Annotated in this window: 25 protein-coding genes; 6 read left to right on the top strand and 19 right to left on the bottom strand. The window is 47.8% G+C overall.

Going from position 1 to position 26,288, the window contains the following annotated elements; genetic code table 11:
- Positions 1-98: 98 nt before the first annotated feature.
- From ABEQ74_RS08575 to ABEQ74_RS08555, 5 genes are all read right to left on the bottom strand, one after another.
- Positions 99-521 carry a hypothetical protein gene (locus ABEQ74_RS08575; RefSeq protein WP_430121451.1) on the bottom strand — a complete coding sequence of 141 codons (423 nt, stop codon included), beginning with the start codon at positions 519-521 and terminating at the stop codon, positions 99-101.
- A gap of 313 nt (positions 522-834) precedes the next feature.
- Positions 835-3,993 (bottom strand): ATP-binding protein, encoded by a 3,159-nt coding sequence (locus ABEQ74_RS08570; RefSeq protein ID WP_430121449.1) that lies wholly within the window; start codon positions 3,991-3,993, stop codon positions 835-837.
- Positions 3,994-4,402: 409 nt separating this feature from the next.
- Complete coding sequence (gene rlmH, locus ABEQ74_RS08565) at positions 4,403-4,882, bottom strand: 23S rRNA (pseudouridine(1915)-N(3))-methyltransferase RlmH (protein ID WP_430122142.1); 480 nt, start codon at positions 4,880-4,882, stop codon at positions 4,403-4,405.
- Between the two features lie 211 nt (positions 4,883-5,093).
- On the bottom strand, positions 5,094-6,218 hold the full coding sequence (locus tag ABEQ74_RS08560; RefSeq protein WP_430121447.1) for a cytochrome P450: 1,125 nt from the start codon (positions 6,216-6,218) through the stop codon (positions 5,094-5,096).
- A gap of 75 nt (positions 6,219-6,293) precedes the next feature.
- The gene (locus tag ABEQ74_RS08555; protein ID WP_430121445.1) at positions 6,294-6,875 is read right to left on the bottom strand and encodes a TetR/AcrR family transcriptional regulator; all 582 of its coding nucleotides are present in this window, start codon (positions 6,873-6,875) and stop codon (positions 6,294-6,296) included.
- A gap of 292 nt (positions 6,876-7,167) precedes the next feature.
- Between ABEQ74_RS08555 and ABEQ74_RS08550 the strand changes: the two genes are divergently transcribed.
- The 3 genes from ABEQ74_RS08550 (at position 7,168) to ABEQ74_RS08540 (ending at position 8,240) form a co-directional block, all read left to right on the top strand.
- Complete coding sequence (locus ABEQ74_RS08550; RefSeq protein ID WP_430121443.1) at positions 7,168-7,341, top strand: DUF3934 family protein; 174 nt, start codon at positions 7,168-7,170, stop codon at positions 7,339-7,341.
- A 50-nt stretch (positions 7,342-7,391) separates the two neighbouring features.
- Positions 7,392-7,835 (top strand): HEAT repeat domain-containing protein, encoded by a 444-nt coding sequence (locus ABEQ74_RS08545; RefSeq protein ID WP_430121441.1) that lies wholly within the window; start codon positions 7,392-7,394, stop codon positions 7,833-7,835.
- A 111-nt stretch (positions 7,836-7,946) separates the two neighbouring features.
- On the top strand, positions 7,947-8,240 hold the full coding sequence (locus ABEQ74_RS08540; protein WP_054405102.1) for a hypothetical protein: 294 nt from the start codon (positions 7,947-7,949) through the stop codon (positions 8,238-8,240).
- Positions 8,241-8,333: 93 nt separating this feature from the next.
- On the opposite strand, the gene ABEQ74_RS08535 is transcribed toward ABEQ74_RS08540, so the two are convergent.
- The 8 genes from ABEQ74_RS08535 to ABEQ74_RS08500 form a co-directional block, all read right to left on the bottom strand.
- On the bottom strand, positions 8,334-9,374 hold the full coding sequence (locus tag ABEQ74_RS08535; protein WP_430121438.1) for a GTPase: 1,041 nt from the start codon (positions 9,372-9,374) through the stop codon (positions 8,334-8,336).
- Between the two features lie 187 nt (positions 9,375-9,561).
- Complete coding sequence (locus ABEQ74_RS08530) at positions 9,562-9,729, bottom strand: CxxH/CxxC protein (RefSeq protein WP_007129186.1); 168 nt, start codon at positions 9,727-9,729, stop codon at positions 9,562-9,564.
- A gap of 440 nt (positions 9,730-10,169) precedes the next feature.
- Positions 10,170-11,537, bottom strand: a complete 1,368-nt coding sequence (locus ABEQ74_RS08525; protein WP_430122141.1) for a S1C family serine protease — start codon at positions 11,535-11,537, stop codon at positions 10,170-10,172.
- Positions 11,538-12,111: 574 nt separating this feature from the next.
- Entirely contained in the window at positions 12,112-12,237 is a 126-nt protein-coding gene (locus ABEQ74_RS08520; RefSeq protein WP_430121436.1) for a hypothetical protein, read from the bottom strand.
- A gap of 185 nt (positions 12,238-12,422) precedes the next feature.
- The gene (locus tag ABEQ74_RS08515) at positions 12,423-13,370 is read right to left on the bottom strand and encodes a nucleoside hydrolase (protein ID WP_430121434.1); all 948 of its coding nucleotides are present in this window, start codon (positions 13,368-13,370) and stop codon (positions 12,423-12,425) included.
- Positions 13,371-13,403: 33 nt separating this feature from the next.
- Positions 13,404-14,237: a carbohydrate ABC transporter permease gene (locus ABEQ74_RS08510; RefSeq protein WP_430121432.1), complete on the bottom strand. Its 834-nt coding sequence runs from the start codon at positions 14,235-14,237 to the stop codon at positions 13,404-13,406.
- Positions 14,234-15,115 carry a carbohydrate ABC transporter permease gene (locus ABEQ74_RS08505; protein ID WP_430121430.1) on the bottom strand — a complete coding sequence of 294 codons (882 nt, stop codon included), beginning with the start codon at positions 15,113-15,115 and terminating at the stop codon, positions 14,234-14,236. The genes ABEQ74_RS08510 and ABEQ74_RS08505 overlap by 4 nt, the downstream gene beginning before the upstream one ends.
- 97 nt (positions 15,116-15,212) lie before the next feature.
- Positions 15,213-16,538 (bottom strand): ABC transporter substrate-binding protein, encoded by a 1,326-nt coding sequence (locus ABEQ74_RS08500; protein WP_430121428.1) that lies wholly within the window; start codon positions 16,536-16,538, stop codon positions 15,213-15,215.
- Positions 16,539-16,812: 274 nt separating this feature from the next.
- Between ABEQ74_RS08500 and ABEQ74_RS08495 the strand changes: the two genes are divergently transcribed.
- Both ABEQ74_RS08495 and ABEQ74_RS08490 read left to right on the top strand, forming a co-directional pair.
- Positions 16,813-17,568, top strand: a complete 756-nt coding sequence (locus ABEQ74_RS08495; protein ID WP_430121426.1) for a helix-turn-helix domain-containing protein — start codon at positions 16,813-16,815, stop codon at positions 17,566-17,568.
- A gap of 284 nt (positions 17,569-17,852) precedes the next feature.
- Positions 17,853-18,116, top strand: coding sequence for an alpha/beta-type small acid-soluble spore protein (locus ABEQ74_RS08490; protein WP_430121424.1), 264 nt, complete (start codon positions 17,853-17,855; stop codon positions 18,114-18,116).
- 125 nt (positions 18,117-18,241) lie between these two features.
- On the opposite strand, the gene ABEQ74_RS08485 is transcribed toward ABEQ74_RS08490, so the two are convergent.
- From ABEQ74_RS08485 to yycF, 5 genes are read right to left on the bottom strand one after another with little or no spacing between them, the layout of a single operon-like run.
- The gene (locus ABEQ74_RS08485) at positions 18,242-19,045 is read right to left on the bottom strand and encodes an MBL fold metallo-hydrolase (RefSeq protein ID WP_430121422.1); all 804 of its coding nucleotides are present in this window, start codon (positions 19,043-19,045) and stop codon (positions 18,242-18,244) included.
- Between the two features lie 7 nt (positions 19,046-19,052).
- On the bottom strand, positions 19,053-19,802 hold the full coding sequence (gene yycI, locus ABEQ74_RS08480; protein ID WP_430121420.1) for a two-component system regulatory protein YycI: 750 nt from the start codon (positions 19,800-19,802) through the stop codon (positions 19,053-19,055).
- A 44-nt stretch (positions 19,803-19,846) separates the two neighbouring features.
- Complete coding sequence (locus tag ABEQ74_RS08475) at positions 19,847-21,124, bottom strand: YycH family regulatory protein (protein WP_430121418.1); 1,278 nt, start codon at positions 21,122-21,124, stop codon at positions 19,847-19,849.
- Positions 21,121-22,950: a cell wall metabolism sensor histidine kinase WalK gene (walK, locus tag ABEQ74_RS08470; RefSeq protein ID WP_430121416.1), complete on the bottom strand. Its 1,830-nt coding sequence runs from the start codon at positions 22,948-22,950 to the stop codon at positions 21,121-21,123. Before walK ends, ABEQ74_RS08475 begins: the two co-directional genes overlap by 4 nt.
- A complete protein-coding gene (gene yycF / locus ABEQ74_RS08465; protein WP_430121414.1) occupies positions 22,950-23,681 on the bottom strand; it encodes a response regulator YycF in 732 nt (243 codons plus the stop codon). Before yycF ends, walK begins: the two co-directional genes overlap by 1 nt.
- A 416-nt stretch (positions 23,682-24,097) precedes the next feature.
- On the opposite strand from yycF, the gene ABEQ74_RS08460 reads away from it, so the two are divergent.
- Positions 24,098-24,394 carry a hypothetical protein gene (locus ABEQ74_RS08460; RefSeq protein WP_430121412.1) on the top strand — a complete coding sequence of 99 codons (297 nt, stop codon included), beginning with the start codon at positions 24,098-24,100 and terminating at the stop codon, positions 24,392-24,394.
- Positions 24,395-24,608: 214 nt separating this feature from the next.
- On the opposite strand, the gene ABEQ74_RS08455 is transcribed toward ABEQ74_RS08460, so the two are convergent.
- Complete coding sequence (locus tag ABEQ74_RS08455; protein ID WP_430121410.1) at positions 24,609-26,183, bottom strand: peptidoglycan DD-metalloendopeptidase family protein; 1,575 nt, start codon at positions 26,181-26,183, stop codon at positions 24,609-24,611.
- Positions 26,184-26,288: the final 105 nt, after the last annotated feature.

The following is a 26,288-nucleotide window of genomic DNA, read 5'->3' as shown; positions in this document are numbered from 1 at the left end:
GTAGCCCCCTTCTGCTGAATCAATAGCGGAAGGGGCTTCTCCTTGTCCGAAATAGCCTCTTCTATAAAACATCGCTTTGAATTCAAACTATAAAACCTTTATTTAAGTTGCCAATGAATTTTTTCGGTATCATAGTTAGTAACATCTATAGGTGTCGTTATGTCACGTTCGTCCGTCACGCTTCCATCTGGATTCCAGTGGAAATAGTAGTTTGCAAAATGACCATTATATGATTTTTTACTCAAGTGTTGCTGTATCTCATTAGTATTAAAAATCAGTCCTTTATAGGATTCTCCGTTTTCGACTAAGTAGATATGATAATCAAATTGAGTAATATGCTGGTCATCTTCCTTATGCCACGAGCAGCATTGTTTTTGCGGATTGTAGCTTGCATCATGATAGTCTCTAGATAAACCTACCTTTACTTTTACAATTCGTTTATCTGCCAGTTCTACTTCCATAGTGCTGTAACGTACTTTAACAACTTTTGATCCTTTATTGTTCTTCACAATTTTGCTCATTACGTAACCTACTGCTTTCTTTCTGTTCATACGCTTCTTCGAAATTTATAAATCTAATCCTGCTTATTATATATAGTCAAGCCAACACAACAAAAAACGCCCTGTCCACTGATTTTCAGAATCAGCCAACAAAGGAGCGAGTTTAGATTAATCTTAACCTCAATACATGTCCATACCATTTACAGTGTCCATGACATAATGCGGGCACACTAATTTTTCGCCGTCACTTATGATACGGTTCAGCTTAACGGGGCTATCGGCGAAAGTTAAGAAAGGAGCAGCCAATGATGCTCCTCATGTAATCACTTATTTATCACCTAGCTTTATCCCCGCTATTCAACCTGTTATGTACATGAAAAGTTACCTTTGTCCCTGTACCTAACGTACTTGTGATATGAAGTCCTGTTCCGAAGTGCCGTTTTAATCGCTGATCCGTATTAATCAATCCGACACCTGAACGACTATCCGCTTTTCTTTCTAATATTCGTTGCAATTGAACCTCGTCTATTCCGTCCCCATCGTCTTCAACGGTTATCTCTGCATGCGTCTCATAGACAAAAATCCGAATAAGAATCGTTCCTCCACGATTGCGCTTCATTATGCCATGTCTTATCGCATTTTCAACGAGAGGCTGGATCGTAAGAAATGGGACTTTTAAGTCCCCGTAGCCATCTATTTCCCAAATAACCTGTAACCTTTCTTCAAACCGAGCCTTTTCAATATATAGATAAGAACGCACTAGACTTAACTCCTCTTCGATTGGAATAAGCCTATCCATATTTTGAAATTTAAATTTACTCCTCAAAAAATTGCTGAATTCATCGAGCAAATTACGCATCTTATCCAAATCAATATCGCTTAAAGCTGCTACAGCATTCAACGCATTAAATATAAAATGAGGCTGGATTTGCGCTTGCAGCCATGCAGCTTCTAATCGCAGTTGTTCCCGAACGGATTGTTTAATCGTAGTTAACGCCTCGATCCGCGATTTTATTTCTATTGCTTCCACTGGCTTCGTCACATAATCGTTTGCCCCCGCTATAAAACCACTCTGAATATCTTTCGGTTGGCTTCTTGCGGTAAGGAGCAATACAGGGAGCTCCGTGAGTGTAAATCGCTCACGAATCATTCGTGTCAGCTCATAACCGGACATCTGTGGCATCATAATATCGGAGATGACCAGATCCCATTCCTTAGTGTCCAGTATAGCTAATGCCTCTTTACCGCTCGTTACCATCGTTAAATCATATTCGTCTGGTGGTAGTATGGCTTCAAGTACTTGAAGGTTGACAGGATCATCATCAACAACTAATAGAATCGGACGTTCACGATTCATTTCTATTAAAGTTGTTTGATTCGTAGCTGGCGGAATTTTCACTTTTTCCATATACACTGAGGAGGCTATTTCTTGAATCGGCATGGATTGTAATGGTAATGGTTCAAATGAGTTGGTCACATCATTCTCTTCCTCCGCTCCCAAACCTGCTAACCTTAATGAAAATGTGAATTTTGAGCCCTCTCCTAAAACAGAGGACACAACTAACGTACCTCCATGAAGCTCAACCAGTTGCTTGCTTATACTTAAACCCAACCCAAAGCCACCATCAATCATAGTCTCACTCGTGCTGGCTTGCTCGTACGGACGGAATAGGCGCTTAAGCATGTTCTCATCCATTCCGATCCCGGTATCAGCAATAACGATATAGGCTCGTCCATCCTTTACAAAAGCTTGAATCGAAATGACCCCATCATTCGTATATTTCACAGCATTATGAAGTAAATTGAAAACGATTTGAACAACCCGGTTCTCATCCGCATTTACTGGAGGAAAATCTTCAGGAATTTGATTTGCAATTTTTACAGACTTCACTTCTGCATTTAATTGCAGCATATCAAGTACTCCGGTCACAATTGGCTGAATAAATATGACTCTTTTCTGTATACGCGGATTGCCTTCCCGTAAACTCATCACATCAATCAAATCGTTTAATATCAATGTCATTCGACGTCCTACAGATAAAACCGTTTCAAGCTCTTTGATACTCCTTTCCTGCAACAAATGCCGCTCCCGTTTTAAAACGGATTGTGACATATTAAGAATACTATGAAGCGGATTTTTAAATTCATGCGAAGTATTTGCTAGGAATTGATCTTTATGGTCATTCATTCTTTGCAAGGTTGCAGCAAGCTCTTTGGTGTTCGCATGCATGATAAAGTAACCCTTAAACCATTCAGAGGCTAAACAACCCATCGCAATAATCATATCGAACGGATAGTAGACAAGACTTAATCCGCTATCCAGCAAGATTAACGACCAAAGAAGATGGTTCATCAACGCAAGAAAAGAGAAAAGCAGTAAAAGATTGCTCTTTAAACCTGTGATTACTTTTTTAAACATTGTAATCAACGTGATAACTGCAGCAATACCAACCAATAGATAATAAACCGGAAAGAGCATAATCACTTGAGGTGGATCTAAAAACAAAGTGATGCCGGCAGTCCCTAGATTCAATACTTTATAGACAGGGTACATCCTACGCCAATATGGAAGCTCGCGATGATTCGTACACTGGAGCAAAGCATAGGCTGCCATAACGAGGGCAATGTTCGCTATCCGGAAATCCCAAACACTGCCAATATAAAATATTTGGTGGAACAACTTCTCATCAACACTAAATACACTCATGATTGTTACACATAATGCAAGCAAACTGAAATAGAGCAGCTTCTTTTCCTTATTTCCTAGTAAATACAAAATAAGTGCATAGACAGCATGCATAATAAATATAATCGCTGCCAAAAACTGCATATAAACGGAAGCTTTCATCTCTTTAGCAATGGCTTCTTCTGAACCAAATTTAATGGATCGGTCAATGCCCCCGCTTCGACTATCCACATAATTTGCCGCCTGAATGACGAGTTCGATTACACCGTTTTCGTCTGCTGTAAAGGTTGTAGAATAAGGTAGGTCCTTCGAAATATATTCATCCTTTGTTGTCGCCACCTGTCCTGATTTAGTAAGCAATCGACCGTTTACATATAATTCTGATGCAGTGCGTACGCTGAGTACACGAATACTATAATTAAGGTTCTTTGCCGGGTCTACAAAAAGACGCAAACGATACGAGCCATACCCGTATGGAGATGGCTTGTCAGCATGCAAAGCTTCATTCCATCCTCCCGGTACCTGAATATGCCTTGGCGCAATCTCGCCTAACAATTGTTGCCGACTACCATCTATCAACCATTGCGAAGGATAAAACTCCCATTCGCCATCAAGTAAGAGAATGCTGCCATCTTCTGCATTCCAATTACGCAAATCGGACTGCCCATTATAAATTGACGCCTGTTTGGGAACATGAATCGTTTCCATCCACAAAATGCGCAAACCGGTTAAAACAACTAATATGGACACTAGCAATAATATAATATAGCTCTTTTTTGTTTGATATTTGGATAAGTGAGTTTCCAAGAAGTATTTCTCCCCTAGTCATTTTCTTCTAAGAAATTTAAATAAGTACTCTCCATAATTTATCACAGTTAATATAGCAGAGAAACGGACCATAGAGATAACTTTATGTCTATTATATAGAAATACCTTCTTGGAATTTCGCGAGTTTGTTGTTCAAAGGTAATTTCAAGGTGCTGTCAAACCGAGGGCCCCGAGCGCGCAAGCGAGCCTCCCAGAAACCGTGCTGCACACTCCTTTTTACTACTAATGAAGTTCCTTATCGATTATATGTTGTGACTTCCTTTGTACAACACCTATCGGAGCATAGATATGAAGAGCGACAACCTTGCAATCTCTCCTGCATCACTCACTACTGCTGTTATGATAAGTATAACCACACACCTTGGGGGATTAAGTCAATTAATTCGCTCTATTTATGATACGGTTCCCCCCGATTAATCTTCACCGCCCGGTACACCTGCTCCACCAGCACCAGTCGCATCAGCTGGTGGGGCAGGGTCATGCGCCCGAAGCTCAGCTTCGTCTGGGCGCGCTTCAGCACGTCCTCAGAGAGGCCGTTAGAGCCTCCGATGACAAAGGCTACCGTGCTGGTCCCATAGGTGCCCAGCTTATCGATATGGGCCGCCAAGTCCTCGCTGGACCACAGCTGACCGCCGATCGCGAGAGCGATGACGTGGGCGTCCTGCTTGATGTGGCCGAGGATACCCGCCCCCTCCTTCTCCTGCACTTGGCGCATCTCCGCCTCGCTCATGTTCTCCGGTGCTTTCTCATCCGGCACCTCGTGCACGGACAAGCGCACATAGGGCGCAAGGCGCTTGCTGTACTCCGCTATACCCTGCACCAGATATTTCTCCTTCAGCTTTCCTACGCATACGATCTGTATATTCATGGCGATGATTCGCTCCTTATCTGTTGCTATTCTGCCGTCCATTCTATCATGGTAACCCCTGCACGGAAAGGCAAACCCTCTAGACTAAGCATCTCTGCACTGGTCCCTTCCGGTTCGCCGCCATCGTCCTCCATGCATGAAAAAAGGAACCGTATACCACGGCTCCCATTCATCTATGCTTCCAAGACAATTGAATTCAATTGTTGTTACCTCAACGCAGAATGATCGGCAGCTCCTTCAGCGCGAACATCATCCTGCTATCCATCCGCTCCAGTTCTACAGAACGATCACGCCGGTACTCAGGGAATCGATCCAGAAGCGCCTCGATGACGATTCGGGACTCCATCCGCGCCAGCTGAGAGCCCAAACAGTAGTGAATCCCGCTCCCCAGCCCCAGATGGGGGTTCGGATTCCGATGGATGTTGAAGACATCCGGCTGCTCGAATATGTCCTCATCATGATTGGCCGAAGCCATCCATATATTGACGATCTGTCCCTGCTTCAGCTCCTGCCCCCGCAGCACCGTATCCTCCTTCACAAGGCGGAACATCGTCTGCACAGGCGAGAAGTAGCGAAATACCTCCTCCAGTGCACCTGGTATAAGTGACCGGTCTGCGAGAAGCTCTGACCGTACCTCCGGCAGGCTGTCAATAGCCAATACGGCCGAAGAGATCAGATTCGTTGTCGTTTCGTTGCCGGCGACGAGAAGCAGAATGCAGAACCCGATAATCTCTATGTCCGTCAGGTGCTCATTGTCGATGCGCGCTTCCACCAGCTTGGTAATCAGATCATCCTGCGGATGACGACGACGATCATCCGCGATCTCGGAGAAATATTCGCTCATCTCCCGCTGACACTGATAATAAGCATCTCCATCGTCACCGACCAGTGCGTCCGACCACGCCTTGAATCGTTCCCGATCCTCCATCGATACGCCGAGCATCTCCGCGATGACCGTGATCGGAAGCGGACTTGCGAGATCAGCCACGATATCCATCTTCCCTTTCTTCTCAGCCTCATCCAGGAGCGATGACGTAATCTCCTGAATCTTCGGGGCAAGCGACTCGATCATCCGGGGGGTAAAAGCATGGGACACCAGCTTCCGCAGCTGGCGGTGCTTCGGCGGATCCTGCCGCAGAATGCTGGATTCAATCGGTTCCTCACTAGAAGAGAGGCCTTGGGAAGAGAATACCTCATAATTCGTAAAGACGGCTTTGACATCCTCGTATTTATAAACATTCCATACTCCATTGCCTTCCGATCCAGCCACCGGCGATTCTGTCCTCATCTTGCGAAACCATTCCAGCGGGAGTAATCCGTTTGTATCCCATTCCATGCTTAACACCTTCCCTTTCCATCGGTATTTGTAACTGACTGGTAAGTACTACACATATAGAAAAAAAGGCCTTATCTAATCCAGCGATATAAACAGGCCTTGGGTAATCATCGTGAATGCAAAGCGCTCCAGATCCTCGCGTGAATACATATCCTGATGGCTCAGATAATAATTGCAGGTGCTCTCTAGCGTGCCGACGATGCTGGCTGCAGCCAGATTAGGATCAACGTCACGACACAGATTCTCCTCGCATTGTCCTTCCTTAATCATCCCTGCCAAAAAGCTGATATACGTCCGTTTCATTTCCTTTAACTCATCCAGTACATCCTGCTCGATCCCATTCGAAATCTCATTAAAAACGATGTGCGAGAAATGGCGCGATTCGAGGAATAAATTCAGATGATGACCAATGACCCGCTCCATCTTCTCCTTCATCGGCAAGGAGGAATTCAGCTCCGCCTCCGTCTGCTGCATGATTTCTTCGATCCCTTGCTTTACAACCGTCTTGAAGAGCTGGGATTTGCCCGGAAAGTTGTAATAAAGAGTTCCCTTCGCAACCTGTGCCCTGGCGGCAATCTCGTCCATGCTTGCGCGGTGATACCCATTCTCGGAGAATACTTCAATGGCTGCCTGGATAATTTTATCTTTACTCAACATCCGATAATCAGCCCCTTTCATCAATATATTTCAGTTTACCATTTCTATTCTGACTGGTCAGTACAAAAATAACATAACATGCCAGCAATAGTTAAATCAACCTTGGACACGTTGTGACACCTCATTATCCATAAAAATCTCTCTATAAAGCCGTAATCGACCCCAACCATATCGATTTTATGTTAATTTCCGTAGTATCCTATACATATGGACAAATACAGTGTATATTTCAACAGTGCTGGTAAAGAATCAGCATATAGAGATAACAATTTACCGTAACGGAGTGATAGGCTTGAGTAAATCCAAAAAAGGCGGAACAGGCAGAGGCACAGGTAAGAAGGGCTGGAGCCGCTGGGATGCAAGTGCGCGCAGAGCCAAGAGTAAACCCAAGCCTTATACCAGCAAAGGAACTAAGCAGGCGGATAGCACAAAGGACGCCAGCAGTCATAAAAGCACCCCCGAATGAACAATAGGGTACAAGCAGGACCTAGCACAACCATAGAGGAGATGAACGGATTGGACAATCAAGAAGTTTTGGCTGATATGCCGTCTAATTATGAGGAGCTTAGAAGCTCCGCTAACCGGAATGCGAACTGGAGAGAACGTTTAAGCGCCGTAGAAGAATTAGGAAAATGGAAAAATCAGAAATCCATTGATATTTTGAAGCATAGACTGAATACGGATGCGGTTCATCAAGTGCGCGAAGCCGCTTATCGCAGCCTCCTGGCTTTGGGTGAAGATGTGCAGATGCCTGAGGAACACAAAGGCGAGCTAATGAAAGATCTTACCAAGGTCATGGTACGCATCAAAAAAAGTCTTCCCCGTGATCATACGTTCGAAGACTTCAAAGAGAAACTGAAAAAAATGAGAATCGATATCTATGACACGTACGAAGGTGCCAAAGGCGAAGAATTCGATCAATGGCTGGAGCAGAAGTGGACTTCCTTATCCAAAAGATAAGATATCCTCATGCCCTTTCTTGGATGCTGTTATGCATATGAGAAATCGGGTTATGTTATACTGAAAACAAATCTTAGTTATAGGAGTGGTACTCTGAGAAAGCAAAAACCTATGTCATTTGACGATCTGTTGAAAGAATTACAAGGCCAAAAATCGGTCCAGGAGGATCCGGACAACGTCTCCCTGGAAAAGCTGTTTAATGAGTCGTTTATGCGTAAACATTCATCTCATCACAGCTTTGGAGATTTTGTAACCAAAGGGAACTTCCAGGTTGAAACGCATGAGGATATCAACAACATTCCCGATGAACTGTTCGACCGTCATGTTTCCAGAGAGACTGATTTCCCGGATTGGAAATCGATGCTGGAGCAAGCCAAAGCTGATCACGCTGCGGCCACGAAGTAATTGAAGATATATTTCGCTGCCATAACGCAGCTATGATCAGGGGCCTGCGGCCCCTTTTTCTATCCCCTTACAATCGCCAGCTTCAGCACACCCCTACTTCAGTTCCGACCTTGAGTCCGATTCACTCTCCGCTTTATCCCTGAACTTCTTATAGAGCCTTGTGATATTCGCCGCATTGATCTCGATGTTATGCTCATAGGCATATTTCATCGCGTATCCCAGCGCCAGTGTCGTGGCCCCGGCTACCGTCGCTCCGGCTACCGATCCTGCTCCAGGGAACACCTTCAAGATCTGCCGAAAAATACTCTTGCCGATATTGCCAAATATCGTGGCAATGACGAGCTCCTTGGCCGTTTCCTTGCTGATTGGTTTATTGTACAGCACGGCAAGCCGTGTTAGCAGACTCACCTGAATGCCGGTTATCGGAATGATATCCGAGCCCGGAATGGGTGATGCGCCAACGGCTCCAGCAGAGATCGAGGCTCCTATGATCCATCCATTCGCCGTGGCTGACTTAGCCTTAATGCTTTTGGCAAAGAGAATGTCTTTAGACTTTTTTTTAAGCATCTCCAGAATGCTGCTCCGCAGTCGGTCGATGTTCTCACCGGTACGTGAGGATACCGGCACAACCTCATAGAGTCCACCGGTCTCCTTCTTGATGCGGGCCACCAGGCGGTCGATCTCATCTGCAGCGTCGATTTTGTTCAGTACAATCAGAAGGTTGGTATTGACGCTTTGAATCTTCTCAAACGACTTCTTCTCGGCCTCAGAGAACACGGTACCGGCAGCATTCAAGAAGAACAGTACGATGTCCGCTTGCTTATAGTAATTCAGGGTCACTTCCGAGTTGGCCGTGTTCACATCATTGAGCCCAGGCGTATCCATGAAATAAATATGCTCCTTGTACTTGTGCGGCCGGATCTCTGTCGTTTCCCCAGGCTCGGCCCCGACGCCGGCAACCTCTTCACCCACGATCTGGTTCATCGTAGAGGACTTGCCTGTATTTACGTCACCAATCAGAGCAATGAGAATCTCTTGCTTCAGCTGACGGTTAATTTCATCCATTTCCTGCTCATAAGCCTCATCGGCTGCCCGCTTGATCTCCTCTTCCCATCCTCTTCCGTAATCATCCATTCGTATCGTCTCCAATCACGATAGGTTACCCGCGCTTTGATACCCTTTATACACTCATCATACACGATTCAGGATTGTCTTTCGAAGCTGTCGCTTCCTCATCCTCTCATGATCTTTATAAACAAAAAAAGCGTGAATTCATCACGCTTTCCCACCCACAATTATCTATTTCATCAAAAAGTCCATTTTACACAATTAAAAACTCAGCATGCTTCTCGCACTCCGCGCACTTCACCGGTGGATCCCAGTCCGAAAACTCGGTCTCCTTCAGATCAACAATATCCGGGGCATCCTCATATTCATCCACGAAATTTTCGATCGCTAGTTCCACATGTTCCTTGCATACGACGTACATTCTAAGCATCCTTTCTATCTTTCGCCTCATGTTGTGTTGATCTTCATCTCTTCAAACAAGTATAGCCACTCTTCTGTTCTACCACACTCTAAGAGAAAAAGAAATGTTTTTAACCCAATTACCCAATCTCTCGGATAGCTCCATCCCTAAAAGGCTTCCAGGCTTTCCATGATTTCCACAGTCATTCCCTAATAGGCTCCATAAGGCCTCTCTTGATCAAGATGAGAGCAACAAAAAAGAGCGCGGAATGCACGCTCTCTTTTGCGGCCGTTTCACGGCTCGTATCTAACCTTTTTCAAATCTCTCTATACTGTATCCTATTCAACTTGAACGATAATATATACCCACTTGCGAAACAGGGGAAATGCAGCATCGTTCAGTTGTGGCATGCGCGTTAAGTGAAGGAGACAAGACCCGAGTTTAGACGAGCTATCCATCGATTATTCTTCCGGCTTCTCTTCCAGCTTAACCTTCAGCGATTGCAGCTTGCCTCCGCGGTAGAAAGTTACGTTCAGGTCATTACCCACCTTCGTATTACGATAAAGGTGCTTGCGCAGCTCCAGCGTCGTATTGATGGGTTTGCCGTCCAGCTTGACGATCACGTCGTTCAGCTTCAATCCTGCATCCAGCGCAGGGCCCAGTGCATCGAGCACGACCACGCCTTCGGTGATCGACTTCGGCAGCTTGAGGTCCTCCTTCTCCTTCTTGCTCAGCGGAGCATACGGATTACTCAAATCAACGGTATATACACCAAGATATGGACGGGCAATATGACCTTTCAGCATCAGCTCGGTCACAACCTCCGTAATTTCATTAACTGGAATAGCAAATCCAAGTCCTTCTACACCGGTATCCGCGATCTTCATCGTGTTGATGCCGATGACTCTGCCGTTCAGGTCCACCAGGGCACCGCCGCTGTTGCCTTCGTTAATGGCAGCGTCGGTCTGAATCACTTCCTGCTCCCAGTCATAGATGCCATCCTGATTGAGCGACACCGGAATGATCCGGTTGGTATAGCTGACAATTCCGGAGGTGAGCGTATCGCCCAGTCCCAGCGGATTGCCTATGGCAATCACGGTTTCTCCGAGGCGGAGCTTGGAGGAATCACCGAATTCCGCAACCTCACCAATCCCTTTGCTGTCGATAGACAAGACTGCGATATCGCTGACATTGTCCGTTCCGACGAGGGTCGCTTTCTTCTTCTCTCCCCCGACCAGCACAACCTCCAGGGAATCGGCGCCTTCCACCACATGGTTATTGGTGATAACGTAGGCTTTGCCTTCGAGCTTCTTGAAGATTACACCGGAACCTAGTGCATCCTCCTGCGAGCTGCCGAAATCGTTTCCGAAATCAAAGTCCTCGCCAAAATCGAAACCTTCCGGAAGTTCAAAATCTTCATCTCCCGGCTCAAGACCCGGTCCCTCATCCATTCCCTTGCTATCCGTGCCTTCCGTATCCGGCTGCACCGCCTCTTTTTTATGTGTCAGCACGCTGACCACGGCAGGACGCACCTTCTGGGCAGCGCTAATAATGCGTTCATAAGGGTCTCCATCGGACGTGGACAGCTGGTGACTACCATTGATTAAAGTTACCCGCGACGATGTTGAAGGATGCCCTGCGATAAAACTAAACAACATGACCGCAATCAGGGCACTGCATAACGAACTGATCGCGGAGATTTGGAATGTGGATAATCCTCTCTTGCGGCGGGTTGTACGCCACTTCGTTCGCTCAGATCGGTCCTCGCTGGTATTTTTGCTCTGCCTGGAAATTTTAGTTGAATAGAAATCATCGTCAAACAATCCCATTGCGATCCCTCTCTCCCCTTGGTTGCTACGCGTCAAGACACTTACCAGCTTCAGACCTTCCGTCATTACCGACTAATCCATTACATCTTGTCGTCATAACAACCCGCTCTTGCAGCGCTATATCTGTCTCTATGAATCGGCAGCGTGCCACCTGTTAAATTAATCTCTCTATGTAATAACTCTTTTGAAGCCCAAAAAGTTGCATCCTTGAGCATTCTCTTTGCTTTAAGAACCTCTACCACCCTATAGAGGGCGTATCACTCCTTATATTTTGAAATAAAAACCCATATCGTGCAGAGATTGGAACCGAACCATTCAAAAAAAACCCTGTATTCTTCTATTACCACAAACAGGGCATTTTAAGCGCGAGACATCCGATTTATCTAAAAGAATATGGGAATAACTGGACAGGTTTCATTCTCATCATGAAATCTCTTTACCGAAAACTGAATGCTTTCGCTCAGTACAAGCATTCGGAAATTCCAGTGCCCCTATTGTACCACACGAACAGAGGTTCACGTCAGCTATCTTTGTTAAAAATAAATGCCAATTTGATGGATTTTCAACTCGATTTTCAAGCCCGGGTAAACACGTTAATGTTGTATACGTGCCAGAAGTCAAATGGTTCCATAATTTCGGGAATTCCGTCTCCTAACCCTGACTCTTCCGGCATATACCCGAATCCAACCAGCTCCAGCACCTAGGGCATTCTCCATATCCTATTTGATTTTCCCACAGCTTATTCTTCTTTAAGGTGCCTTGATATAAATACTTTCTGTCCCCTACTAAAAAGCCAGAACCCCTAACACTTGTGATAGGGGCTCTGGCTAATTGAAATGAAACTATTAGAATGATATCGGTTTATGGTAATAGGCTTTTCTGCAATTAAGCGAGCACGGTATCCATTACGAGGCGCAGGAAACGGCGATAGTCCGCTTCATAGGCGATATTAACCTCGGGTAAATGATCCCATGTATGATGATGGCGCGTATCCAGAATCGTCATGCCCAGGGTTAATTTCCCTTTCGTCTCGATTCCGACCTTGCCTGTGAGGTATTGAATCAATGATGGGTCAATCACGGCTGCGACCGCCATCGAATCGATGAGTACGCAATAGGATTCAAAGCCGCGTCCCAGCACGAATTGAATCATGTTGTGCAAGAAGTCAGCTTCACGGTTTGGTGACTGCTTCAGCTCAGCCAGCTCCGACTCCGTAAAGTTCACGTCAAAATGGGTTGCCACGTCCAGTCCAATGGCATGCAGCGGCACGCCCGAGTTGAACACGATCTCTGCGGCTTCAGGGTCCACATACACGTTCCACTCGCTCTGCGGATTATCACCGGTAGCGTTGGCCGTTGCATATTTATTGAGGCCATAAGAGCCGGCAATGGCGGTGATCGAGCTAATCATCGGCTTGATTTCCGGCTCAATCATCAGGGCAAGCGCCACATTAGTCAGCGGCCCAAGCGCCAGGATATGAATATCTCCCGCATTCTTCTTGACCGTCTCGATGATCATGTCAGCGCCATGTGTGCTCGACAGTTCCAGCTTCGGCGCCGGCAGATGGTATTCGGCCTGTCCGTCAGAGCCGTGGCTGAACGGATCGGACGCCAGTGCCCGTACCAGCGGTTTTCCCATACCCTTGGACACCGGGATGTCGCTCTCCCCGAGCAGCTCAAGCACCTTCAGGGCGTTCATGCTGGTCACATCGATCGGATAGTTACCGGCTACCGTCGTAATAGCCTCCACCTTTAACGCAGGCGATTTGATCGCCAATATGAGGGCCAGGGAATCGTCCATCCCCGGATCGCAGTCAATAATTACCTTTTTCATATAAAATTCTCCCTCTCTTCATACGACAAAATATTACTTCACGCTTCCCTGGGTGAGTCCGCTCACCAGATAGCGCTGGAACACAATCGTCAAAACAATTACAGGCAAGCTGGATACCAAACCGCTAGCTGACATTAACCCCCGGTCCAGGCCGCGCTCGCTCACGAAGGTACTGGTTAGAACCGGCATCGTCTTCGTATGGGATCCTGTCAGCGTCACTGCAAACAGGAACTCATTCCAGCAGAAGATGAAACAGATCAGCCCTGCTGCCGCAATGCCCGGCATGACCACCGGCAGCACGATGCGGAAGAATAACCCGATGCGGGAACAGCCATCTATCATCGCCGCCTCCTCCATCTCCACAGGAAGCTGGGCGAAGAAGGAACGGAGCAGCCATATAATTAGCGCCATATTCAGCGCAGAATAGGTAATGATAAGCAGAACATACGTATCCAGCAGATTTACGCGGTAAGCCAGCAGGAAGATTGGCACAATCACGACCACAGGCGGAATCATCCGCGTCATGAGGAGCAGATTCGGCAGCATACTGCCTCCGGTACGGAAGCGTTCGATCGAATAGGCTGCAATGGCCCCAATGACGATGGTGATCAGCGTAGCCAGACCAGATATCAGCAGGCTGTTTACCAGGCTTGTCGTGAAATCCGGGTTCTTAAACAGTGTCAGGTAACTATCAAAGACCGGCTGCTCGGGAAACCAGATCGGCGGAATGGCCATTTGCTCAACCGGGCGTTTAATTGATGTTAGTGCCACCCATACGATCGGCAGCATGAAGAAAATGAAAAACAGTAGAAGTATCCCTGTTTTAAATCCCGTAAACAAATGGCCCTTCAGTTTTCGGCTGTTCATCGCTTCTTCCCTCCCCGGCTAAGCATATAGAGCGCACTGAATATAACCACGGCCAGCACGATCATCACCGCGGTGGAGACTGCCGAAGCATAGCCCATGTCATAACGGCTAAACGCGATTTTATAATTGTATACAGACACCAGCTCAGTTGCCGTACCCGGTCCGCCGCTCGTCAGAATATAGACCAAATCGAAGGTCCGTACAGCATCCATTGCCCGCAGCACTGCTACAGACAGCAGGGCCGGAGCAACCAAAGGCAAGGTCATCGTCCAGAAGGTCTTCCATCTGGAAGCCCCATCCATCTGAGCAGCCTCGTACACATCGTCCGGAATCCCTTGAAGGTTCGCGAGCATCATAATCATGACAAACGGACTCCACTGCCACACATCCGCCAGAATGACCGAGAACATCGCCCAGCCCGGATCGGTTAGCAGCTTCGAGGTATCAAATGGTATATGTAAAAATTGAAATATCGGACCTAACGGTGTAAAATCCGGCAGCAGGAACAATCTCCATGCTACCCCGACGACGACGGGAACCATCATCATCGGAACCATAAAAGCAACTTTGAAAAATGACTTCCCCCACACATGACTCTTCAGCAATAAGGCAAGCACGGTGCCCACGATCATTTCGGCAGCAACGGCGCCCACCGTAAACTGAACGCTTCTCCATAGCGAATTCATGAATGTGGTGTCCGCCAGAAGTCTTTTGAAATTATCGAGTCCAATGAAATGGATGCCCAGATCCGGTCGCTGCAGCGGGTAAGAGAAGAAACTGAGTCCCAGTGCTGCCAATATCGGAATCAGCAGAACCAGAACGATGATCAGAACGCCCGGCAAAACGAACCATAGTCTTTCACGTGGTTGAGATGGCATTGTTCATTAACCGCCCTTATGTTAGAGAATATAGAGAAAAGGAAGGGTGCCCCTTCCTTTCCTCATCGCAGCAAGCTGCTGTCATACATGTAAGATCTTAATATCCTCGCGATTTCATCAATTCATTAAATTCGGTTGCCGCTTCTTTCAGAGCATCCTCAGCGGAACGCTCGCCAAACAGATATTTCACGACAGCATTCGGCAGAATTTCGCCTGTAATTGTCGATCCTTCCGGAATGAGCGGCAGTGTCTCCAGACGGAATGAATTCATGATGTCTGCATGCGGCTTATAGAAGCTGTATTCGGAAGCCAGTTTTCCAGTAAGTGCCGAAGTACGGGCAGGAATGTTTCCTACTGGCGCTGCCTTCTCCATCATCTCCTGGCTAGTTGCAAACTCCAGCCATTGGAATGCAGCTTCCTGATTGTCGGAATTCTTCGTCATGACAAAGCCATATGGCAGATAGAACCGCTTAATGTCGCTCGTATTCGCGTCATTTGCTGGAATAGCCGTAAATCCGACTTTGCCGACAATGGTGGACTGGTTCGGATCCTGTGCCATTTGAGCAACTGTGGTAGCCATTTCCGCCATCGCACTGCGCCCTTGCAGGAACTCGGAGGAAGCATCGGACCAACCATATTGTTTAGCAGCAGGAGACGCATACTGGAACAACTCCTTGAAGTCATTCAGCGCATTCACACCTGCTTCATTGTTGAATTGCTGCTTATAATTGTTATCATATAAGTCTCCGCCATAGTTAAACAGACGGTTGTAGAACCCAAAACCGGACAAAATGCTGTTCTCGCCCATCAAGGTCACGCCATACAGATTGTCATCCGGACGGGTAAAGAACGCTGCAATGTCCTTATACTGCTGCATCGTTTGTGGTGGCTGCAGTTCATAACCGTACTTGTTCTGGAACGCTTTCTTCTCAGCCGCATCCTCAAACAGATCGGTCCGGTACAGAATACCGTGCGTTTCATTCATATAAGGAAGGAAATAGAGCTGCTTGTCCTCTCCGAAATAGGCATTGTCGATCCCTGGAAAGTCATCCAGCTCGAGCTCGTCCAGCTTAGCCTGCTCTGTGGCAATCGGAGTGATATAGTTAGCAAGCTGAAATTCAGGTACCCAGCCGATCGGTACATAAGCCAGATCGAACTCGGCCTGATCCGAGATAAATTTTAATTTAAGATGTTGCTGATACTGGTCATAAGGCATTTCCACAACATTTACTTTCACGCCGTACTTTTCCTCGAAGTCAGGAATGATGCTCTTGAATGCGTCGGCATGGGAACTGGTTTCTGCCATAATCGTCAAAGTCTTCGAACTTGAAGCCTTATCCGCTCCACCGGCGGTGCTGTTGTCCGCCTTAGACCCGGAACATGCGGAGAGCAATAGTGACACCATGAGTAAGGCCGCTAACATTGTAAAGCTTCTCTTTTTAGAAAATACCATGATAAGCTGAATCCCCCGTTTTTCTCTTTTGTGTTGGTCCCTAAGCTGAAGCAAGTAACGAAAATCACAAAAAATTCCGACAATACATATAGAGACGTATCCTCATGCTTAAGCTGACACGCCTTGTGAATTGTCATAATAGGAACTAACTGATAGGATAATACCAATAATATGGACGGGATATTACCCGTTTTCGGTCATCTTTTTATAATAATCGGCTAATGTTAGCCACAAGGAGGGAACAATGGACCGATTGCTGTTTCTTTTTCATACTCACCATCCAAAAGACACCTACATTCATCTTCATCAGCATAAATGCTATGAACTTGTTTATTATTTCGGCGGAAGCGGAAATACGCGGATCGGTACGACCAATTTCACCTTCAAACCGCATACGTTTGCCCTTGTTTCTCCGCATACCCTACACGATGAGAAGCATACCTCCGATTCGGAGCTGCTCTTCATCGGCTTTCTCTGCGAACAGGAAGAGGCCATCCGCAATATTAACAGAGTCATTGAAGATGACGATAAGCATACCATTCAGCAGTTGATTCTTCGCATGGAATATGAGTTTACCTCCCAGCAGGAGGGATATTACGAAATGCTCAATCTGCTTGTAAGCGAATTGACCACGCAAATCCAGCGCCTGGTTGGGCTGAACAAGCATCTCCAGCCTGATGAAGGACGGCTTAAATACGCTATCAATTATATGGACGAGCATTTTCAGCAAAAAATAGCCGGCGAAACGTTAGCCAGCATGTCCGGATACAGTTATGAGCGCTTCCGCCATTTGTTTAAGGAAACAACCGGCGTCTCTCCCCAGCATTATTTGCTGCGCAAACGGCTGGATCATGCCAAGTCCCTGCTGCTGCATACAGAAATGACCATTTCACAGGTGGCTAGTGAATCGGGATTCGCCAAAGACTCCCAATTCTGCGCCGTATTCAAGCGGGAAATGGGGGTTACTCCGATGACCTTCCGCAAACACCCCAGCCTCTGAATTAACTGAGGTTCAAAGGACTATCGTCAGTTCAAGAGTGCAAGTGCTGTCCAACATCTATTACTGTGGCCGACAGCCATTCCAAGCGTGCCCAAACCGAGCATTGTACGCACAGGGAGCAATGCGCACGCCTATCGTCCTATCAGCACCTGAAGCGCGACCGCTGATCATTCCTATTTCTCTTCCCCTGGTATTGTTTAGTTGGTCAGGTTATCCATACATTTGCGGTTTACCCGCAGGGAATGTTATGTAGGGGAAACCAAACTGCAAGGAGGGTGATCGATATGGCAAGAAGATCAAGGCGGCACCGCAGTCCCGAGATGCAGCAATTTATGACAAAAGTTATGCGTAACGAAGGCTATCAAGTCGACCCGCAGAGACAAGAGGACCTCAAATACGAGGTAGCCCGAACTCTCGGGGTACCCTTGAAGCCAGGCGACAACAGCGACCTCACCACCGAACAGGCTGGTAAAGTCGGCGGCGCGATCGGCGGTTCCATGGTCCGGGAGATGGTTCGTATGGCGCAAGAGAGTCTCAGCAAGCGTTAAGCCTTCAAACAACTCAGCTCTCGAGGCTTCCCGGTGTTGCCAAAAGACGGCATAATAGCCCCATAATCATAGATCCATGATTACGGGGCTGTTCTATTAAGATAGACTCGTATATGATGGCTAATCTATTCTCCCACCTTATCCCAAGGCGTCGGACGGTTATAATACGTATCGCATAATTTGAACTCACTATCCTTGAAGAAGCAGCCGCGGTCCTCCATCGTATCGCGGACAGTCATTTTCGCCAGATCCATCATGTTATGATCGAGGCTGAGATGCGCAAGATAAGTCCGCTTGGTATCTCCTGTCAGCAGCTCGCTTAATGCATCGCCTGCCGAGTTATTGGACAAATGCCCCATGTCGCCGAGAATCCGGCGTTTGGTATTCCAAGGATACCGCCCCATTCGGAGCATCTCGATATCATGATTGGCTTCGAGCACCAGCACATCGGATCCTTCCAACGCTTTCTTCACTTTATCGCTCACATAGCCCAGGTCTGTAGCTACGCCCAGCTTCTCGTCACCATCATAGAAGCAATAACCGACCGGTGCTGCCGCATCGTGAGAGATTTCAAACGGCTCTACACGCAGCGTGCCGAAATCCTTGACTTCATGACTCTCCAGCACAATTCGGTTCTCCTCCGCAATCTTTCCCAGCGATTTGCTCATCGCTTCCCATGTCTTCTCATTCGCGTATATCGGCAGATTGTATTTGCGCGCTACGGCGCCAAGTCCCCGAATATGGTCAGAATGCTCATGTGTGACCAGAATACCGTCGATTTCTTCCCCCATCATTTCGCGTTCTTTCAGCAGTTCATCAATGCGACGCGCACTCAGTCCCGCATCAATCAGCAGTGTCGTATCCTCATTGCGGACAATGGTTGCATTGCCCGTTGAGCCGCTCGACAGCACGGAAAATGATATCCCCATAGTCTTGTTACTCCTTTGTTGTATCGCTTTTTGGCGTAAGCACATCCCCGCTAATGCCCTGCACATAGATCATCTCGCCATGATCCAGTGTAAACCGCCAGGTTGGTGCTGCCAACTGATCCTCCGTATTAAATAATTGCCCATAGTAGCCAAGCTGAATATCGCGCACCGCCGAATCCGGCGGAATAAAGTTACGTTCAATAAGTGTTTCCAAAGCCTTCGATGCGGGCAGAACCTTCTGTTCCTCCATATCGCTGCTCTGCAGAATCTCGAACACAGGGGCACGAAACGCATGAATTTTCTGAGATTCATGAATAAACTCCAGCTGTACATTAAACATTGGCCATTCCTTCTGCACGAGCGGCCGGAAAATAAAGATATTCTCCTTGTCCGATGGCTCATCATGGCGATAGTTACCCAAGTCTGTGATCTTGCCCTCCAGCGCCGCCCTAAATTCTTTCATATCCGAATAGACCAGCTTCGTGTCGACAGGCTGCTCTAAACTAACTGGCTCTCCCTGAGCCTCAGCGCTGTAAATATAATTGATTTTGGGCAGCTGCGGTGTATCCGTGGGAATAGGACTTAACACTTGTATCCCATTCTCCTCCATCAGCTGCTGCGTACTCTCAGAAAGCGAGGTAACATCGAGATTGGAGCCGACCTGCTCTCGGTAATCCATCCACAGCTGATAGCCCAGCACCAGATTCAGCAGCAAAAACGCGTATATCAGTACATTTTTGGCACGGCCCCAATCCACGATTTTTCCTCCTTTACTATTTTTTGCGAACGGTGGTCCGCTTCTTATTCGATGGTTACGACAGTTCCGTTCCGAAGTTCAATGGCCCACACAGGCTTCAGTCTTAAACCATCATCCGTTAGCACTGGCAAATACGCAGGATCCAGGTCAGCAACTGAATTATTCTTAATATATGGCATCAGCTTCGTCTCCAAAGTCTCGCCTCCTGACAGCTTTGCCATCTGTTTTTGGATGGTCCCTGATTCTAGGTATAGCAATGAGCGCTCATAGGACGTTACCGTTCCTTGCTGCAGGTCCAATTCCATCATGCCATAATGGAAGCCCGGTGTGTTAAGAATCGGGAACCCGCCATAGTACTGCTGGAACTTGACCAGGGTCCGATCCTCGGATTTACCTGCCTTCCACAGCCTGTACATGCCGTTCCAGCCTCCATGCTGGTTCACAAAATCGATAGCGGCCAGCACATCCTTGCCAGGGCTGTTCTCGTTCGATGGCGGTGCAGCTGGGTCGGTATAGCTGATCCATTGTTGCCCCTGATCCACCTGCAGACTCCGCTTGCTGTCCGTATAAATTTCGGATCCGTCTTTTTCCCGGATGTTACGGGTGAGGCTAGGGTCAGAAAACAAGCTCCGCTGCATTTGTTCCACCGTATATTCGCCAATCGGCAGCTCAACGCTGAGCAGGCTCAGCTCTTTCACCGGGATATAATATCGGCCATCCACCATCTTATACGGCGTCCAGCTTAACCCGAAATCTACCAGTTGATCTACGTCCTGCACGGTCAAATCGGCCTGTGCCGCTTCATAAACGACATCACCCTCCGTACTGAAGAACATGACATGGATTTTGCCCTCGCCCTCGACGCTGTACAGCCACATCTTGTTGATGCTTTCCCCTTCAAACAGGGGATCCGGCACGATCTGCATGATCTTTTGCAGCAAGGTAACCGGAATTCCCGAATCAAAGCTGAGCTCAATGCCCCGGTTTTCCGACCGAACCTTGGTCCAATCGATGTTGCTGACCATCCGCCGTTGAAAATGATCAAACGTCCGGCCTTTAAGCCGGTTAAATACGAGATTGTAGAAGGTGTCATTGGGATAGAAGACCGTATGCTGGTCTTCACCTAAATGAATGATCATCTTATCAGGAAAGAGCAAATTCTCGGGTTTCTCCTCCGGGCCCATCTTTTCGGTTCGAATATACGCGTTCTTCGATTGGACAACCGAATCACTGCCCGGAAAACGGAAGATCAAAACATAACTCTGCAGCAAACTGCCAACGACTAGCACGACCAGCAGTATCGTTTTCATGCGCTCCTTCACGTCAAAGCCCTCCCCTCATCATCCAGGGGTATCGTAAAGGCTACGGTGGTCCCTTTCTCCAGCTCGGATTGCAGCGTAATAAAGCCTCCGTGTGCCCTGACAATTTCCCGGGCAATGGACAGACCGAGACCGGTCCCGCCTAAATTACGTGTTCGGGCCTTATCAACCCGGTAGAAGCGCTCAAAGATCCGATCCAGATCCTTCTTCGGTATACCGATCCCGGTATCTTTCACCGATAAGGACAGCATGCCATCTTCCGTAACGCTTGCATCCAAGGTGATGGTGCCCCCGTCCGGCGTATATTTCAGCGCATTGGATATCAGGTTATCCAGAACCTGATCGATGCCGTCCCGGTCCAGCATAGCTGTCGACACGCCCGGCCTTACCTCAATAATCGTACGAATATGCTTCTGCTTCATTTGGAAAGAGAAACGGTCTTCTACATCCTCCAGCATCTCCACAATGTCTGTTCTTTCCTTATGGAGCGCTGCCTCCTTGGAGTCAAGACGTGATAGATGGAGCAGATCTGTAACAAGACGGATCATCCGGCCCGTCTCGTTCTGTATGACGCCGACAAATCGCGGCCCCATCTGCTTATCTTCCAGAGCCCCGTCTTCCAGCGCTTCCGTGTAGCTCTTGATTGTTGTCAGCGGTGTACGCAGCTCATGCGATACATTCGCTACGAATTCCCGCCGGGAGGCTTCCAGCTTCTCCTGTTCGGTAACGTCCTGCAGCACGGCAATCGTACCTGTAATGCCGATCTCGCGCCGATGTATGGGAGTAAACGTCACGCGCATCATGAACGGATCGCCGTCCTCCCGCGGGATAATTTCCAGCAGCTTGGAGTCATGGCCTTCACCACGAGCCAGAGCTTCCAATTCGGATTCCCCAAGCCCCAGCAAGGAGCCTATGCCATACCCCGCCAGATCTTCACCCTCTACGCCCAGCATCTCACTGGCGCGCCGATTCATCAGGATGACTCTACCCGATTCATCGGTTGCGATGACCCCGTCACTCATATTCGTCAGAATCGAGGCGAGTTTCTCCTTCTCTTCTTCGTTCTGGGAGAGGGCTTCGCGCAAACGGCTGGTCATATAATTGAACGCCTGGCTGAGCTGGCCGATTTCATCGCTGCCGAAGACTGGCGTCGACTCGGTGAACTTGCCGTCCGCGACGGCCCGGGCATGCTTCGTCAGCTCCTTGATCGGGTGGGTGATCGTATGCGACAGAATCACGCCTAGCACCGCAGTCAAGCCGAGTGCGAGCAGAATGCCCGAGATAAAAATATTGTTGATCCGCTGCATCGTGCTGTACAGCTCGCTCATGCTGGCTACAATGTAGATGGCACCAACGATTTTCCCGTTATACATGACAGGCTTGGCCACCACTTTTTTACGGATATTATCATCATCAATAATGTATTCTTCATTATCCTGTATTCCCTGCAAGGCCCGGCTGACAACCGTCTGTGTATTCTTGGTGTTCACGTAGTCCGCATGGGAAGGCAGCGAAGTAGTCAGAACCTGCCCCGTGGAATTCAGCACCTGAATCTCAGCTCCGTTCAGATTGAACAGATTGTTCACCATAATACGCAGGCTGTCGATCGAATCCTCTTCCGAATCATTCTCTCCACCAAGGGTCTTGGCTGCCAGCACCGACATCAGCTCGGCGCGCTCCTGCAAGTCCTTCGTGAAGTTGCTGGTCAGCGAGTTCTTCATCGCACTCACAAAATACACCCCGATCAGCTGCATCGCGATCAGAATGAGAAGGACATAAATAATGATGACCTTCGCCTGGATCGTGCGGAAGAAGGACAGCCACTTCATTACAGGCCTCCGTTTTTAGCGCTGCGCATCAGGTACCCTAGGCCGCGCCGAGTCAGGATATATTCCGGCTTGCTCGGATTCTCTTCAATCTTCTCGCGAAGGCGGCGGATGGTAACATCCACGGTCCGCACATCGCCAAAATATTCAAAACCCCACACGGCCTGAAGCAGATGCTCTCGCGTCATCACTTTGCCGGCATTACGGGCCAAATAATAGACCAATTCATATTCGCGGTGCGTTAAATCCAGTGCTTCCCCGCTCTTGTACACCATGTACATATCCGTATCGATAAACAGCTCAAACAGCCGTAGGCCTTGTCCGTCTGCACTTGCGCCGCCTATGTTATCTGCCGGGCTATCCGGCTTCTGCTGACGGCGCAGATGCGCCTTCACGCGAGCCAATATTTCTCTTGTGCTGAACGGCTTCGTTACGTAATCATCCGCGCCAAGCTCAAGTCCGAGCACCTTGTCAATCTCCCCGTCTTTTGCCGTCAGCATGATGATCGGGATTTGCAGGTTAGCTGCTCGAACCTCGCGGCACACATCCATTCCGTCTTTGCCGGGCAGCATCAAATCAAGCAGCATTAAATCCGGCCGCTGCGTGAGCGCAATGTCCACGGCGCTGATGCCGTCAAATGCACAGATGACCTCATAGCCCTCTTTTTCCAAGTTAAACTTTAAAATATCGGCGATGGGCTGTTCATCATCCACCACCAGAATGGTCCCCTGCATCTTCCTGTTCACCTCATACCTTCACTTAAAGAGGATGTTCAAAAAGCCCCTCTTTGAACTCACACTTAAACGGTCTTCCTCTCATTTTACCACACCTGCTGTCACTAAACACCAACCGTTCCTGAACCCGCACCCCCTATTTCACATCCCTATTTAAGGAAGCCTTACTCTGTCAAAATCCTATTGATTGAATAACATATTGGATGGTGAATGGACAAACCTTCCTCTTGGGATGCTTTGTAATTGAATTGTTGAAATAACAAGTGCATGGTATGGTTAGGACTGTGCCCTACCATGGAAATTATTGACTTTATATAGAGTTTCTTCAATCCTGTTGTTCACAAGCCGAATCTATCCGATTTCCATGCAAATGAGATGGGAGCATACCTAATGATATCAAGGAGGTTATATTTGGGATGGAAAGCACAGATGTCTTCCTTAACTTCAGGCCTATCTATATTCTGTTCATTATGATTCTGATCATCTCGTTGTTAATCCTAATGATCCAGAAGAATCGTCAGCTCTTGATCAATGGTTTTACTATAGGAGTCGTCACATCTAGTAGTGTCGCCGTATCCGCTTATCTGACCTATCAAATAGGCATACTTTCGGATGAATTGGGAATAGGTGGCGATGCCGTCTCCTTTTACATGTTTATAGCAATCGTGATGCTATCGCTGGTGAATCTTCTAGTTTATCTCTTCAAAAAGTAACGTATTTTCTGTTCCCTTCATCCCCAACAGCTTAGAAGACTATACTCTCACTTCATGCAGCTTGTCCTACAAGGGGATGAGAGAGAGTCTCACCCAAGACCGTTTGCCAAAACGCAAAGATGGCCGCCCCGTAAAGGAGCGGCCATCTTCACAATTATGATATATGAACCAATAATGGCTTATGTCGCATTGGTTTTCCTAGTATAACACAGAACTACAGATATTTCATCGGATTTTTGGCAACTCCATTTTTTTGCACTTCAAAATGTAGATGCGTTCCGGTGGAACGGCCTGTACTACCCATGACACCCAGCTGGGAGCCTTGTCCAACCGACTGTCCGTTACGAACGGAAATCTTGCTCATATGTCCATACAAGGTACGGTAGCCATTGCCATGATCGACAATCACGACATTGCCGTAACCGTTCTGCCGGCCTGCAAAGACAACTCTTCCAGAGGCAGCTGCCTTAATGGAGCTTCCGCCAACCATATCGATTCCCTCATGGGTTCTTCCCCAGCGATGACCGTATGGACTTGTAATGCGCGGGCTGCTGACTGGCCATGCGAACATGGTGCCGTCGGACTTCTTGGTCGTCACTTTGGCGACAGCCTTTTTCTTAGGCGCTACCTTGGTGCCTTTGTACACAACCTCCGGCAGAGCTTCCTGAACCACCTGCTGACCTGTCCATTGCTTGGAAACAACCTTCCCATTTTCCTTCGTTACAATATAATCCACCGTTTTGACGCCATCCCGTCCGGGACGTACAACCTTTCGCTTGCCGAGCGGAAGCTCGCTGCTCTTGCGGACGATCGTCTCCGGTTTGCTCGGCTGTTTCTCCGATACCGTCTCTACCGTTCTTACCGTCAGCGGTGCTTCCGGCTTCGTCACCTGCAGCTCGGCCCCGATTTGAACGTATTTCTCCTTCAACTCGGGATTGAGCGCCATCACATCAGCCGACTTCATGTCATAATGCTGTGCGATCGAGGAGATAGTGTCTCCCTCTTTCACTGTGTATACGACCGGCTTCTCCTTTGTACCCGTTAGCACCTTCACTGCTTCATCCACATTCAACACCTTGTTGGGGTCCGCCTTAGTGTTGGCCAGCGAGATGTCCTCTTTGATAGCTACGGACTTAAGCCCGCTTTCGTTATCGCTCTTCTTCTTAGATGCCGATGCGGATGTCTTCGTCAGCGCCGCCTTCTGCGTTTTATCCTTCTGGGCAGCAGTGGGAGCAAATTTTAATTTCGCTGCTTCTACGGCAGCCTTGGCTGACTGCTGATCCTTCATGATCGCCACCGTCTCGCCGTTCACCTTCAGCTCCACGCCACGGGCATAGGCCTTAAGCATGCCGTCCAGCTTATCCAATGTCTCCTCGCTGTTCACTTCCGGCTTAAAGGAGCGTTCAGCCTTGGTTGTAATCCCTTCCGTATGAAGCACCATGAGCACATCCGGATATTTCTTCTGATATTCCTTCTGTTTCGCTGTGAGAAGCTGGTCAAGCTGGGCATCATCCTGGATAGCGCCGATCGCTTTCCCATCTACATATACTTGATAAAATGGAATCGTATTCGCATTCACATAAGCTTTACTGCCTGTATAAATCGATCCTGCAATGAGAATTGCTCCGGCCGACAACCAAATCCACCGGCGGGGTGATGCCCATCTCGATTGTTCTGGATGCATCGGCTCCGAGGATTCGCGATTGGTGGTGTTATCCGAGGTGGAATGCTTGACTGTTGGCTTGCTTTTCAGACGCTCTATCCACCGTTTTCCGTTAAAACCTTTCATGTCCCTCTCCTTTAAAGCCTTATCCTATGTAAAAATTTATATAGTAAAGCTAACTAGTTTTCACTTGCGAAATCATTCGTCAAAAGGTTTCAAAATTTTAACCTT

Origin of the sequence: Paenibacillus solani, from assembly GCF_050475945.1 — a bacterium.
Taxonomy (GTDB): domain Bacteria; phylum Bacillota; class Bacilli; order Paenibacillales; family Paenibacillaceae; genus Paenibacillus_AQ; species Paenibacillus_AQ solani_A.
The sequence above is the reverse complement of the archived record's forward strand: the minus strand, read 5'-3'. Positions and strand labels throughout refer to the sequence as shown.

Bases quoted from the DNA above. Each gene is read 5' to 3' on its own strand.
- ABEQ74_RS08575 (WP_430121451.1), bottom strand. From the start codon at position 521: ATGAGCAAAATTGTGAAGAACAATAAAGGATCAAAAGTTGTTAAAGTA.
- rlmH (WP_430122142.1), bottom strand. From the start codon at position 4,882: ATGAATATACAGATCGTATGCGTAGGAAAGCTGAAGGAGAAATATCTG.
- ABEQ74_RS08560 (WP_430121447.1), bottom strand. From the start codon at position 6,218: ATGGAATGGGATACAAACGGATTACTCCCGCTGGAATGGTTTCGCAAG.
- ABEQ74_RS08555 (WP_430121445.1), bottom strand. From the start codon at position 6,875: ATGTTGAGTAAAGATAAAATTATCCAGGCAGCCATTGAAGTATTCTCC.
- ABEQ74_RS08540 (WP_054405102.1), top strand. From the start codon at position 7,947: ATGTCATTTGACGATCTGTTGAAAGAATTACAAGGCCAAAAATCGGTC.
- ABEQ74_RS08535 (WP_430121438.1), bottom strand. From the start codon at position 9,374: ATGGATGATTACGGAAGAGGATGGGAAGAGGAGATCAAGCGGGCAGCC.
- ABEQ74_RS08530 (WP_007129186.1), bottom strand. From the start codon at position 9,729: ATGTACGTCGTATGCAAGGAACATGTGGAACTAGCGATCGAAAATTTC.
- ABEQ74_RS08525 (WP_430122141.1), bottom strand. From the start codon at position 11,537: ATGGGATTGTTTGACGATGATTTCTATTCAACTAAAATTTCCAGGCAG.
- ABEQ74_RS08515 (WP_430121434.1), bottom strand. From the start codon at position 13,370: ATGAAAAAGGTAATTATTGACTGCGATCCGGGGATGGACGATTCCCTG.
- ABEQ74_RS08510 (WP_430121432.1), bottom strand. From the start codon at position 14,237: ATGAACAGCCGAAAACTGAAGGGCCATTTGTTTACGGGATTTAAAACA.
- ABEQ74_RS08505 (WP_430121430.1), bottom strand. From the start codon at position 15,115: ATGCCATCTCAACCACGTGAAAGACTATGGTTCGTTTTGCCGGGCGTT.
- ABEQ74_RS08500 (WP_430121428.1), bottom strand. From the start codon at position 16,538: ATGTTAGCGGCCTTACTCATGGTGTCACTATTGCTCTCCGCATGTTCC.
- ABEQ74_RS08495 (WP_430121426.1), top strand. From the start codon at position 16,813: ATGGACCGATTGCTGTTTCTTTTTCATACTCACCATCCAAAAGACACC.
- ABEQ74_RS08490 (WP_430121424.1), top strand. From the start codon at position 17,853: ATGGCAAGAAGATCAAGGCGGCACCGCAGTCCCGAGATGCAGCAATTT.
- ABEQ74_RS08485 (WP_430121422.1), bottom strand. From the start codon at position 19,045: ATGGGGATATCATTTTCCGTGCTGTCGAGCGGCTCAACGGGCAATGCA.
- walK (WP_430121416.1), bottom strand. From the start codon at position 22,950: ATGAAGTGGCTGTCCTTCTTCCGCACGATCCAGGCGAAGGTCATCATT.
- yycF (WP_430121414.1), bottom strand. From the start codon at position 23,681: ATGCAGGGGACCATTCTGGTGGTGGATGATGAACAGCCCATCGCCGAT.
- ABEQ74_RS08460 (WP_430121412.1), top strand. From the start codon at position 24,098: ATGGAAAGCACAGATGTCTTCCTTAACTTCAGGCCTATCTATATTCTG.
- ABEQ74_RS08455 (WP_430121410.1), bottom strand. From the start codon at position 26,183: ATGAAAGGTTTTAACGGAAAACGGTGGATAGAGCGTCTGAAAAGCAAG.